The 15,521-nt window shown below is 41.9% G+C and carries 1 protein-coding gene; it reads left to right on the top strand.

All coding sequences use genetic code 11. The features are described from left to right. Window positions 1–2: 2 nt before the first annotated feature. Window positions 3–15,455: an HYR domain-containing protein gene (locus ATE84_RS18990; RefSeq protein WP_101449459.1), complete on the top strand. Its 15,453-nt coding sequence runs from the start codon at window positions 3–5 to the stop codon at window positions 15,453–15,455. Window positions 15,456–15,521: the final 66 nt, after the last annotated feature.

Raw genomic sequence — 15,521 nt, 5'->3', positions numbered from 1 at the left:
TTATGAAAATCAATACACGATTCTTATTTCTAATACAACTCATATTTACCTTGATAAATAGATTGTTAGGTTTTTGTAGAGTAGAAAAAAATGCTTTTATACATAAAAAAAGTAACAATTTATCTATAGTATATGGTGTGATCTTTATGCTGATCGGTTCTTTTGGATATGGTCAGTTTAGTTGTCCTTCCACATTCTATCAGGTCATTAGTGGAGAATTAAAAAGTTATGATGCGGTTACAGGAGAATATTCGGCACCGATTAGCACGAATGATCTCTATAATGCTACAGGATATAATCCAGTTGATAATTTTGTATATGCTATAGGAAAAGCAGGTACCATAAATGGGCATTTGATTCGTATTGATTCAGATGGATCAATAGCCGATCTTGGAGCGTTAACCAATATGGGATCTGGCGGTATATCGGGAGATGTTGATGACAGTGATAATTTATGGATCAATAGGGGTGATCATTATGACAGGATCGAAAACCTGTCAACCCTTCCGATAGGAGGGTCCCCTGCGGTTATAACAGTTATTTTTACCGGTCCGACTAGCGAAGTTAATGATGTTGTTCATATTAATAGAAAACTATATGGGGTCAATAAAACTGCAGAGCTAGTTATATGGGATCTGGATACATCAATCAAAACGGTAGTAGGAGGTTTAAGTACCCCAACTACAACTCTTGGTTTTGGAGCGGCATTTACCGATGATAAGGATCGTTTGTATGTATCGTATAATGATGGTGGATTGTATTTGATTAATGATTATACAACAGGAACACCAACATCATCATTTTTGAATTCTACAGCTACTACAACCAGTAATGATGGGTTTTCATGCCCCTCGGCACCTTCACCTATAGATCAGGATGGTGATGATATATTAGATCCTTTAGATTTAGATGTAGATGGTGATGGTTTAACAAATACAGACGAATCTCCATCTGATCCTTTTGCTGATGTAGATGGAGATATGGTTTTTGCATATTTAGATGATGATGATGCAGATGGAGCAACAGGTAATGTAGATGGGGTTATTGAAACTGCTTTTGATACCGATGGAGATGGAGTTCCCGATTTTTTTGATCTTGATAGTGATAATGACGGGATTTATGATGTGGTTGAAGCGGGACATGGTTTACCACATACCAATGGTAGGATTACCGGTCAGGATACAGGAGCAGGTACAAATGGGCTTTTCGATGGTCTGGAAACTATAGTAGATTCTGGTATAATTAATTATACAATAGCAGATACAGATACGGTAGGAAATTCTAATTTTCAATCTACAAATAGTGATGGAGATTCGTGTAGTGATGTACGAGAGGCTGGTTTTACAGATGAAAGTAGTGACGGCATTTTAGGGCCTATTGTCGTAACCGTTAATGAAGACGGAGTAGTGACTAGTGCAATAGATGGGTATACCACTCCAAATGCAGATTATATTAATGGTGGAGTAGTATCAGCAGCATGCTCGCTTACTCCATTTAGTTGCCCTCAAAACTTTTTTCAAATTATCTCTGGAGAGTTAAAAAGTTACGATGCCATAACAGGAGAATATTCTGATCCCATTGCAGTGAGTCAATTATATAACGCAACAGGGTATAATAGAATTGATAATTATGTGTATGCTATTGGTAAAGGAGGAGGTTCAAGCCCTATTAATAATCATTTACTTCGTATAGGAGTGGATGGAGCTTTTCAGGATTTAGGAGCATTAACTAATATGAGCGGTGGCGGTATATCCGGAGACGTAGATGATAGTGATAACCTATGGATTAATCGAGGAAAACATTATGATAAAATAGAAAATTTATCCACCTTACCGGCTGGAGGTTCACCTGCAGTAGTTACGGTTGCTTTTACAGGAGGAACAAATAAAAATACTAATGATGTAGTTTTTATCAACGGAAAATTATACGGTGTTAGTAACAATAATAGATTAATTAATTGGGATCTTACTTCACTTGTTAAAACAGAAGTTTCAGGTTTGGGAACTCCTACAGCAACCAATTTTGGAGCTGCATTTACTGATGCAGAAAACCGCTTATATGTTTCCTATAATAATGGAGGGATGTATCTGGTTAACGATTATACCACAGCAACACCTTCTGTAACACTTTTAAATAATACAATTGCCACAACCAGTAATGATGGATTTGCTTGCCCTACCGCATCTTCTGCTTTTGATCTGGATGGCGATCTCGTTTTAGATCCATGGGATCTGGATGTAGATAATGACGGGATTCCTAATTTAAATGAGTCCCCATCTGATCCCTTTGCAGATGGAGATACAGATAATATCTTTGCTTATCTTGATGATAATGATGCCGATGCAGGAACAGGGAATGCAGATGGAGCAGTCGAAACTGCTTTTGATACCGATGGAGATGGAGTCCCCGATTTTTATGATCTGGATAGTGATAATGATGGTATCTACGATGCTATAGAATCAGGTCATGGATTTGCTACCAGTAATGGAAGAATTAATGGAGCCGATACGGGATCAGGAAATAATGGGCTTTTCGATAGTATAGAAACGGTTGCAGAATCCGGAGTACTTAATTATACAATAACAAACACAGATGCAGCTGGAGATGCAGATTTTGAATCTTTAGATAGTGATGCAGATGGTTGTAGTGACGCTAATGAAGCATACAATGATTGGAATGCCGATGGCGCTAATGGAGGTGTTTATAATCCATGGAATGCAGCTACAGAACCACTAACAGTATCTACAGGTGCTGTTAATTCTAATGGATTAGTGGTTGCAGCAGCATATAATACAGGAGTAGTAGCCGCAGTAACAAATAATGCGGTATCTACCGGTTGTGAAGATGGTGATGGTATTGTAGGAACAGTAGAAGATGAAGGACCTAATGGAGGAGATGGAAATGGAGATGGAATATTAGATTCTTCACAAGGAAATGTAGTCTCTATACCAATAGCAGATGGTACAGGATATGTAACAATCGAAACTACTGGAGTTTGTTTTCAGATCGCTAGTATAAGCACTGTTTTAGAATCTGAGCTGGCTGCAAATGATGCAACACATCATTACCCATATGGATTGGTAGACTTTACTTTAGATTGTATAACACCGGGAGATGATGTAACTGTAACCTATTATTGGCATATTACTAATTCTTTAGCAGGTTTTACATATCGTAAATATGGTCCGAATACACCTGGAGGAGCATCAGATATATATCAAGATTTTACAACTACATTAAATACAACTACAATAGGAGGGAGAACAATTGCTACGGCTTCCTATAATCTTACAGATGGTGTTTTTGGTGATGATACGGTCTCAGATGGGCAAATTATTGATCCTGCCGGACCTGGGGTTTTAACCGTAAATTCAGATAGTGATGGTATTATGGATTCTGTTGATTTAGATGATGATAATGACGGAATTCTGGATAGAGATGAATGTGATCTGGGAGGAGGAACATTTGGAGTTGAATTGGTAGATGATGCAAATACAACTTTTGAAATTACAGCACAAAATAATGCTACTACCTTAGCTAACTTATTATTTGCTCCTAATTCTGATCTTACCTTGGTATCAGCTACAGTCAATGAAGGTAGTGGAGCAGTAGCGCAAATAGGAACATTTAATGACGGTGATCGGGTAACAAGTAGTGGAGGAGCTTTAAATGCATTTCTTGGATTTGATAGAGGAATTATCTTTTCTTCAGGTAATATTCTTGAATTAGATGATAATTTATCTAATCAATTCTCTTCCCCTAATGCATTAGGAGATGGGATTAATGGCACTGGTGCTGCCGGAGGAGGTAAAGATGCCGATTTTGGTGGAGGAAGTGCAGAATTTGATGTTGCCAGCCTTGAAATAGTAGTTAATATTCCCGCAGAAACAGTGATCTCAGGTCAGTTTGTTTTCGCTTCAGAAGAATATAACGATTATGTGAATTCTGGCCTAAACGATGCTCCCAAAATTTTTATTAACGGAACCAATTTAGCATTAACACCTTCTGGTGCACAATTAAGTATAGATACCGTAAATAATACAGTAGATAGCGGATCATATGTTGATAATGAAACTGACCCTACAGCCGTTAATATTGAAGCAGATGGTTTTACTTCTACCATAACTTTTTCTGCAGTGTTAAATGCAGGAAATAATACAATTAAAATAGGAGTTGCTGATAACGGAGATAATCTTTATGACTCCTGGTTAGCTTTTAAAGCAAATTCTTTTGCCTTATGTTTTGATAGAGATACTGATGGTGATAATATTGTAGATCGTTTGGATTTAGATAGTGATAATGATGGAATTTATGATGCTGTCGAAGCGGGGCATAACCAAACACATGTAAATGGAGTTGTATCTGGAGCTATTGGTGGAGATGGAGTACCAGATGCTGTTCAAGCATCGGGAAGTGAGAATAGCGGAACCATAAATTATACAGTTGCGGACAGTGATTCGGATAGTAATTATAATTTTTTAGAGTTAGATAGTGATGCAGATGGATGTGATGATGTTATTGAAGCAGGTTTTACCGATGGTGACACTAACGGATACTTGGGTAACGGTACTTTTGGTACTGGTCTTGCTGTAGACGGAAATGGAGTAGTAACTTCAGGAACTGATGGGTATACAGGTACTAATATCAATGTGACTACAGCCGGAGTTGCTCCATCAATTACGACACAACCATCCGATTCGACGATATGTCCAAGTGCAAATACAACGTTTACTGTTGTGACATCTAATGCAGATACCTATCAATGGCAATTGTTTAATGGTAGCACCTGGGATGATTTAACAGATACAGGAATTCATAGTACTACAACTACGGCTACATTAAACATTACAAATGCTTTGATAGCAGATAATGGTAATCAATATCGCGTTGTTGTTTCAAGCTCAACATATGTGTGTACTTCTGAAACTTCAATTTCTGTAACTCTTACTGTTGAAGATACTACTAATCCAACAATCACATGTCCGGCCACAGTAAATGTCAATGTAGACGCTGGTTTATGTACTGCGAGTAGTGTTGCTTTAGGCACACCAACCACGGGAGATAACTGTGCAGTAGCGAGTACGACTAACAATGCACCAACGATCTTCCCATTAGGAAACACCACAGTAACCTGGACAGTAACCGATAGTTCTGGAAATACAGCGACCTGTACCCAGACCGTAACAGTAACTGATAATATTGATCCAACAATCACATGTCCGGCCACAGTAAATGTCAATGTAGATGCTGGTTTATGTACAGCCAGTAGTGTTGCTTTAGGAACTCCGACTACCGGAGATAACTGTGCAGTAGCCAGTACGACCAACGATGCACCAACCATCTTCCCATTAGGAGATACGACAGTCACCTGGACAGTAACGGATAGTTCTGGAAATACAACGACCTGTACTCAGACGGTAACAGTAACCGATAATATTGATCCAACGATCACATGTCCGGCCACAGTAAATGTCAATGTAGACGCTGGTTTATGTACAGCGAGTAGTGTTGCTTTAGGCACACCAACCACGGGAGATAACTGTGCAGTAGCCAGTACCACCAATGATGCACCAACGATCTTCCCATTAGGAAACACCACAGTAACCTGGACAGTCACGGATAGTTCTGGTAATACAGCTACTTGTACACAAACGGTAACAGTAACCGATAATATTGATCCAACAATCACATGTCCAGCTACAGTAAATGTCAATGTAGACGCTGGTTTATGTACAGCCAGTAGTGTTGCTCTAGGCACCCCGACTACCGGAGATAACTGTGCAGTAGCCAGTACCACCAATGATGCACCAACGATTTTCCCATTAGGAGATACGACAGTCACCTGGACAGTAACGGATAGTTCTGGAAATACAGCGACCTGTACTCAGACGGTAACAGTAACTGATAATATTGATCCAACAATCACATGTCCAGCCACAGTAAATGTCAATGTAGATGCTGGTTTATGTACAGCCAGTAGTGTTGCTTTAGGTACACCAACCACGGGAGATAACTGTGCAGTAGCCAGTACGACCAACAATGCACCAACGATCTTCCCATTAGGAGATACGACAGTAACCTGGACAGTAACGGATAGTTCTGGAAATACAGCGACCTGTACCCAGACGGTAACAGTAACCGATAATATTGATCCAACGATCACATGTCCGGCCACAGTAAATGTCAATGTAGACGCTGGTTTATGTACAGCCAGTAGTGTTGCTTTAGGAACTCCGACTACCGGAGATAACTGTGCAGTAGCCAGTACCACCAACAATGCACCAACGATCTTCCCATTAGGAGATACGACAGTAACCTGGACAGTAACGGATAGTTCTGGAAATACAGCGACCTGTACCCAGACGGTAACAGTAACCGATAATATTGATCCAACAATCACATGTCCGGCCACAGTAAATGTCAATGTAGATGCTGGTTTATGTACAGCCAGTAGTGTGGCTTTAGGCACTCCAACTACGGGAGATAACTGTGCAGTAGCCAGTACGACCAATGATGCACCAACCATCTTCCCATTAGGAAACACCACAGTGACCTGGACAGTAACCGATAGTTCTGGAAATACAACAACCTGTACTCAGACGGTAACAGTAACCGATAATATTGATCCAACAATCACATGTCCAGCCACAGTAAATGTCAATGTAGACGCTGGTTTATGTACTGCAAGTAGTGTTGCTTTAGGTACACCAATCACGGGAGATAACTGTGCAGTAGCCAGTACCACCAACAATGCACCAACCATCTTCCCATTAGGAGATACCACAGTCACCTGGACGGTAACGGATAGTTCTGGAAATACAGCGACCTGTACTCAGACCGTAACAGTAACTGATAATATTGATCCAACAATCACATGTCCAGCCACAGTAAATGTCAATGTAGACGCTGGTTTATGTACTGCAAGTAGTGTTGCTCTAGGCACCCCGACTACCGGAGATAACTGTGCAGTAGCCAGTACCACCAACAATGCACCAACGATCTTCCCATTAGGAAACACCACAGTAACCTGGACAGTCACGGATAGTTCTGGAAATACAGCGACCTGTACCCAGACGGTAACAGTAACCGATAATATTGATCCAACGATCACATGTCCGGCCACAGTAAATGTCAATGTAGATGCTGGTTTATGTACAGCCAGTAGTGTTGCTTTAGGTACACCAACCACGGGAGATAACTGTGCAGTAGCCAGTACGACCAACGATGCACCAACGATCTTCCCATTAGGAGATACGACAGTCACCTGGACAGTAACGGATAGTTCTGGAAATACAGCGACCTGTACTCAGACGGTAACAGTAACTGATAATATTGATCCAACAATCACATGTCCAGCCACAGTAAATGTCAATGTAGATGCTGGTTTATGTACAGCCAGTAGTGTTGCTTTAGGTACACCAACCACGGGAGATAACTGTGCAGTAGCCAGTACGACCAACGATGCACCAACGATCTTCCCATTAGGAGATACCACAGTCACCTGGACAGTAACGGATAGTTCTGGAAATACAGCGACCTGTACTCAGACGGTAACAGTAACTGATAATATTGATCCAACAATCACATGTCCAGCCACAGTAAATGTCAATGTAGATGCTGGTTTATGTACAGCCAGTAGTGTTGCTTTAGGTACACCAACCACGGGAGATAACTGTGCAGTAGCCAGTACGACCAACAATGCACCAACGATCTTCCCATTAGGAGATACGACAGTCACCTGGACAGTAACGGATAGTTCTGGAAATACAACAACCTGTACCCAGACGGTAACAGTAACCGATAATATTGATCCAACGATCACATGTCCAGCTACAGTAAATGTCAATGTTGATGCTGGTTTATGTACAGCCAGTAGTGTTGCTTTAGGAACACCAACTACGGGAGATAACTGTGCAGTAGCCAGTACGACCAACGATGCACCAACGATCTTCCCATTAGGAAACACCACAGTCACCTGGACGGTAACGGATAGTTCTGGAAATACAGCTACTTGTACACAAACGGTAACAGTAACCGATAATATTGATCCAACGATCACATGTCCAGCTACAGTAAATGTCAATGTAGATGCTGGTTTATGTACAGCCAGTAGTGTTGCTTTAGGCACACCAACCACGGGAGATAACTGTGCAGTAGCCAGTACCACCAACGATGCACCAACGATCTTCCCATTAGGAGATACCACAGTAACCTGGACAGTAACCGATAGTTCTGGAAATACAGCTACTTGTACTCAGACCGTAACAGTAACTGATAATATTGATCCAACAATCACATGTCCGGCTACAGTAAATGTCAATGTAGATGCCGGTTTATGTACAGCCAGTAGTGTTGCTTTAGGAACTCCGACTACCGGAGATAACTGTGCAGTGGCGAGTACCACCAACAATGCACCAACCATCTTCCCATTAGGAGATACCACAGTAACCTGGACGGTAACGGATAGTTCTGGTAATACAGCTACTTGTACTCAGACGGTAACAGTAACTGATAATATTGATCCAACAATCACATGTCCGGCCACAGTAAATGTCAATGTAGACGCTGGTTTATGTACTGCGAGTAGTGTTGCTTTAGGCACACCAACCACGGGAGATAACTGTGCAGTAGCGAGTACGACTAACAATGCACCAACGATCTTCCCATTAGGAAACACCACAGTAACCTGGACAGTAACCGATAGTTCTGGAAATACAGCGACCTGTACCCAGACCGTAACAGTAACTGATAATATTGATCCAACAATCACATGTCCGGCCACAGTAAATGTCAATGTAGATGCTGGTTTATGTACAGCCAGTAGTGTTGCTTTAGGAACTCCGACTACCGGAGATAACTGTGCAGTAGCCAGTACCACCAACGATGCACCAACGATCTTCCCATTAGGAGATACGACAGTAACCTGGACAGTAACGGATAGTTCTGGAAATACAACAACCTGTACCCAGACGGTAACAGTAACCGATAATATTGATCCAACGATCACATGTCCAGCTACAGTAAATGTAAATGTTGATGCTGGACTATGTACCGCGAGTAGTGTTGCTTTAGGTACACCAACCACGGGAGATAACTGTGCAGTAGCCAGTACGACCAACGATGCACCAACGATCTTCCCATTAGGAGATACCACAGTCACCTGGACGGTAACGGATAGTTCTGGAAATACAACAACCTGTACCCAGACCGTAACAGTAACTGATAATATTGATCCAACAATCACATGTCCGGCCACAGTAAATGTCAATGTAGATGCTGGTTTATGTACTGCGAGTAGTGTTGCTTTAGGAACTCCGACTACCGGAGATAACTGTGCAGTAGCCAGTACCACCAACAATGCACCAACGATCTTCTCATTAGGAGATACGACAGTAACCTGGACAGTAACGGATAGTTCTGGAAATACAGCGACCTGTACCCAGACGGTAACAGTAACCGATAATATTGATCCAACAATCACATGTCCGGCCACAGTAAATGTCAATGTAGATGCTGGTTTATGTACTGCGAGTAGTGTTGCTTTAGGAACTCCGACTACCGGAGATAACTGTGCAGTAGCCAGTACCACCAACGATGCACCAACGATCTTCCCATTAGGAGATACGACAGTCACCTGGACAGTAACGGATAGTTCTGGAAATACAGCAACCTGTACTCAGACGGTAACAGTAACCGATAATATTGATCCAACAATCACATGTCCAGCCACAGTAAATGTCAATGTAGATGCTGGTTTATGTACAGCCAGTAGTGTTGCTTTAGGAACTCCGACTACCGGAGATAACTGTGCAGTAGCCAGTACCACCAACAATGCACCAACCATCTTCCCATTAGGAGATACCACAGTCACCTGGACGGTAACGGATAGTTCTGGAAATACAGCGACCTGTACTCAGACGGTAACAGTAACCGATAACATTGATCCAACGATCACATGTCCGGCTACAGTAAATGTAAATGTAGATGCTGGTTTATGTACCGCAAGTAGTGTTGCTTTAGGAACACCAACTACCGGAGATAACTGTGCAGTAGCCAGTACCACCAACGATGCACCAACCATCTTCCCATTAGGAGATACCACAGTGACCTGGACGGTAACCGATAGTTCTGGAAATACAGCAACCTGTACTCAAACGGTAACCGTAACCGATAACATTGATCCAACAATCACATGTCCGGCTACAGTAAATGTCAATGTAGATGCTGGTTTATGTACCGCGAGTAGTGTGGCTTTAGGTACCCCGACTACCGGAGATAATTGTGCAGTAGCCAGTACGACCAACGATGCACCAACCATCTTCCCATTAGGAGATACCACAGTCACCTGGACAGTAACCGATAGTTCTGGAAATACAGCGACCTGTACTCAAACGGTAACAGTAACCGATAACATTGATCCAACGATCACATGTCCAGCTACAGTAAATGTCAATGTAGATGCCGGTTTATGTACAGCCAGTAGTGTTGCTTTAGGTACCCCGACTACCGGAGATAATTGTGCAGTAGCCAGTACGACCAACGATGCACCAACCATCTTCCCATTAGGAGATACCACAGTGACCTGGACGGTAACCGATAGTTCTGGAAATACAGCGACCTGTACTCAGACGGTAACAGTAACCGATAACATTGATCCAACGATCACATGTCCAGCTACAGTAAATGTAAATGTAGATGCCGGTTTATGTACAGCCAGTAGTGTTGCTCTAGGAACACCAACTACCGGAGATAACTGTGCAGTAGCCAGTACCACCAACGATGCACCAACCATCTTCCCATTAGGAGATACCACAGTGACCTGGACGGTAACCGATAGTTCTGGAAATACAGCGACCTGTACTCAGACGGTAACAGTAACCGATAACATTGATCCAACGATCACATGTCCAGCCACAGTAAATGTCAATGTTGATGCTGGTTTATGTACAGCCAGTAGTGTGGCTTTAGGTACCCCGACTACCGGAGATAACTGTGCAGTAGCCAGTACGACCAACAATGCACCAACCATCTTCCCATTAGGAGATACCACAGTGACCTGGACGGTAACCGACAGTTCTGGAAATACAGCGACCTGTACTCAGACGGTAACAGTAACCGATAACATTGATCCAACAATCACATGTCCGGCTACAGTAAATGTCAATGTAGATGCTGGTTTATGTACCGCGAGTAGTGTTGCTTTAGGAACACCAACTACCGGAGATAACTGTGCAGTAGCCAGTACCACCAACGATGCACCAACCATCTTCCCATTAGGAGATACCACAGTGACCTGGACGGTAACCGACAGTTCTGGAAATACAGCGACCTGTACTCAGACGGTAACAGTAACCGATAACATTGATCCAACAATCACATGTCCAGCTACAGTAAATGTAAATGTTGATGCCGGTTTATGTACAGCCAGTAGTGTTGCTCTAGGAACACCAACTACCGGAGATAACTGTGCAGTAGCCAGTACGACTAACGATGCACCAACCATCTTCCCATTAGGAGATACCACAGTGACCTGGACGGTAACAGATAGTTCTGGCAATACAGCGACCTGTACTCAAACGGTAACAGTAACCGATAACATTGATCCAACAATCAGTTGCCCAGCCACAGTAAATGTCAATGTTGATGCTGGTTTATGTACCGCGAGTAGTGTGGCTCTAGGAACACCAACTACCGGAGATAACTGTGCAGTAGCCAGTACGACCAACAATGCACCAACCATCTTCCCATTAGGAGATACCACAGTGACCTGGACGGTAACCGACAGTTCTGGAAATACAGCGACCTGTACTCAGACGGTAACAGTAACCGATAACATTGATCCAACAATCACATGTCCGGCTACAGTAAATGTCAATGTAGATGCTGGTTTATGTACCGCGAGTAGTGTTGCTTTAGGAACACCAACTACCGGAGATAACTGTGCAGTAGCCAGTACCACCAACGATGCACCAACCATCTTCCCATTAGGAGATACCACAGTGACCTGGACGGTAACGGATAGTTCTGGTAATACAGCGACCTGTACTCAAACGGTAACAGTAACCGATAACATTGATCCAACAATCACATGTCCGGCTACAGTAAATGTCAATGTAGATGCTGGTTTATGTACTGCAAGTAGTGTTGCTTTAGGCACCCCGACTACCGGAGATAATTGTGCAGTAGCCAGTACAACCAACGATGCACCAACCATCTTCCCATTAGGAGATACCACAGTCACCTGGACAGTAACGGACAGTTCTGGAAATACAGCGACCTGTACTCAAACGGTAACCGTAACCGATAACATTGATCCAACGATCACATGTCCGGCTACAGTAAATGTCAATGTAGATGCTGGTTTATGTACCGCGAGTAGTGTTGCTTTAGGAACACCAACTACCGGAGATAACTGTGCAGTAGCCAGTACCACCAACGATGCACCAACCATCTTCCCATTAGGAGATACCACAGTAACCTGGACGGTAACAGACAGTTCTGGCAATACAGCGACCTGTACTCAAACGGTAACAGTAACGGATAATGAAGCTCCAGTAGCAAATGTTAATCCATTAGCTGATGTAATAGGAGAGTGTACTGCTACAGTAATAGCTCCAACGGCGACAGATAATTGTGGAGGAATAATAACCGCAACCACTACCGATCCTACAAGTTATACAGTGATCGGAACGTATACGATTACCTGGACTTATGATGATGGTAATGGTAATACAAGCCAGCAAACACAAACGGTAATTGTACAAGATACGGGTATTCCGGTTCCAGATGTTAATCCATTACCTGATGTAGTAGGAGAGTGTATTGCAACAATAACTACTATTCCTACAGCGACAGATGGATGTGGAGGAGCTACAACAATAAATGGGACAACTACGGACCCTTTAACATATACAACACAAGGAACTTTTACAGTAACTTGGAATTATGATGATGGTAATGGTAATGTCGTTCAACAGATACAAACTGTTATTGTTGATGATACTATTGATCCAACAATAGTATGTCCTGCAGATGTGAGTGTAAATGTAGACGCAGGCTTATGTACTGCGAGTAGTGTTGCTTTAGGTACACCAACTACTTCAGATAACTGTGCAGTAGCCAGTACGACCAACGATGCACCAACCATCTTCCCATTAGGAGATACCACAGTGACCTGGACGGTAACAGACAGTTCTGGAAATACCGCAACCTGTACTCAAACGGTAACAGTAACCGATAATATCAATCCAACAATCAGTTGCCCAGCTACAGTAAATGTAAATGTAGATGCCGGTTTATGTACTGCAAGTAGTGTTGCTTTAGGAACTCCAACTACCGGAGATAATTGTGCAGTGGCGAGTACCACCAACAATGCACCAACCATTTTCCCATTAGGAGATACCACAGTCACCTGGACGGTAACGGATAGTTCTGGAAATACAGCGACCTGTACTCAAACGGTAACCGTAACTGATAACATTGATCCAACAATTACATGTCCAACCACAGTAAATGTAAATGTAGATGCCGGTTTATGTACAGCGAGTAGTGTTGCTCTAGGTACACCAACCACGGGAGATAATTGTGCAGTAGCCAGTACGACCAACGATGCACCAACCATCTTCCCATTAGGAGATACCACAGTCACCTGGACAGTAACGGATAGTTCTGGAAATACAGCGACCTGTACTCAAACGGTAACCGTAACTGATAATATCAATCCAACGATCACATGTCCAGCTACAGTAAATGTCAATGTAGATGCCGGTTTATGTACCGCAAGTAGTGTTGCTTTAGGTACACCAACTACCGGAGATAACTGTGCAGTAGCGAGTACCACTAACGATGCACCAACCATCTTCCCATTAGGAGATACCACAGTAACCTGGACGGTAACAGACAGTTCCGGTAATACAGCGACCTGTACTCAAACGGTAACCGTAACCGATAACATCAATCCAACAATCAGTTGCCCAGCCACAGTAAATGTCAATGTAGATGCCGGTTTATGTACCGCGAGTAGTGTTGCTTTAGGTACACCAACTACCGGAGATAACTGTGCAGTAGCGAGTACCACTAACAATGCACCAACCATCTTCCCATTAGGAGATACCACAGTAACCTGGACGGTAACCGATAGTTCCGGTAATACAGCGACCTGTACCCAGATCGTAACAGTAATTGATAATATAGATCCTGTAGTTACTGGTTGTCCATCAGATATAGTTCAGAATGCAAATGTTAATACATGTAATACTGTTGTTAGTTGGACACCACCTACTGCAACCGATAATTGTACAAATCCATTAATTGTTAGTAGCACACATAACCCAGGTGATGTATTCCCAGTAGGAACAACCACAGTAATTTATACATTTAGTGATGCTTCTGGAAATAGTGATACGTGTACTTTTGATATAGTTGTACCAACTGTAGCAGTAGCTAATAATGATATTATAGTTATTAATGGAACTACAGGAGGCGACTCTGTTAATATAGTAGAAGCTAATGATCTATTGGATTGTAGTCCTGTTATATTAGGAACAAATGTTGTTATAACGGGAGTTACAGATTCTGATTCTGGGGATGGTGTTAGCCTAGATCCGATAACAGGGATAGTAACGGTATTGCCAAATACAATGCCAGGAGAGTATATCATAAATTATACCTTATGTAGTGTTACTACTCCTGTGGTATGTGATGATGCTATAGCAGTTATTTCAGTAGTAATAGCCAATGATATTTCCAATCTGGCATTAACCAAGACAGCTTCATATGTAGATGTGAATGGCGATGATATTCCTAATGAAGGAGATGAGATACAATATACCTTTACTATAGAAAATACAGGTAATGTAGATATTACTAATATTGTTCTTAATGACCCATTACCAGGAATTGTAGTAGTAGGCGACCCGATTGATTTAGTTCCTGGAGAAACAGATACTGATAGTTTTACAGCAACATATGTTCTAACAGAGGAGGATATAAGGTCTGGTAGCGTATCCAATCAAGCTACTGTGATTGGTCAGAATCCAAATGGTCTGGATATATCTGATCTATCTGATGATCCATTAAATGATACCAATATTGATTTAGATAATGATGGTGATTTTGAAGACGAGACAGTATTTATAATCGTACCTGAAGATATCATTATATATACAGGGATTACTCCAAATGGAGATGGTATTAATGATGAGTTTAGGATCATGGGACTAAGTGATTTTCCTAAAAACACACTACAGATATTTAATCGTTGGGGAGTTAAGGTATTTGAACAAGATGGGTATGAACAACCAGGAGTAAGATTTTTTAAAGGAGCCTCTAGTGGAAGACAAACTATAAATGGAAAAGAAGAATTACCTGTAGGGACCTATTATTATGTCTTGGAATATGAAAATGCTAGTGGAGTCCATAAATCTAGAGCTGGATACCTATATATTAATAGATAATCAACCAAAATTTAAATTCCCACGAGTGTTTAGATACTTGTGGGTTGGGTTAAATTAAAATAGTTC

It is taken from the genome of Aquimarina sp. MAR_2010_214, from assembly GCF_002846555.1.
In the GTDB taxonomy this organism is placed as follows: Bacteria; Bacteroidota; Bacteroidia; order Flavobacteriales; family Flavobacteriaceae; genus Aquimarina.
Note: the sequence above shows the minus strand (reverse complement) of the source record. Positions and strands in the feature narration are given on the sequence as shown.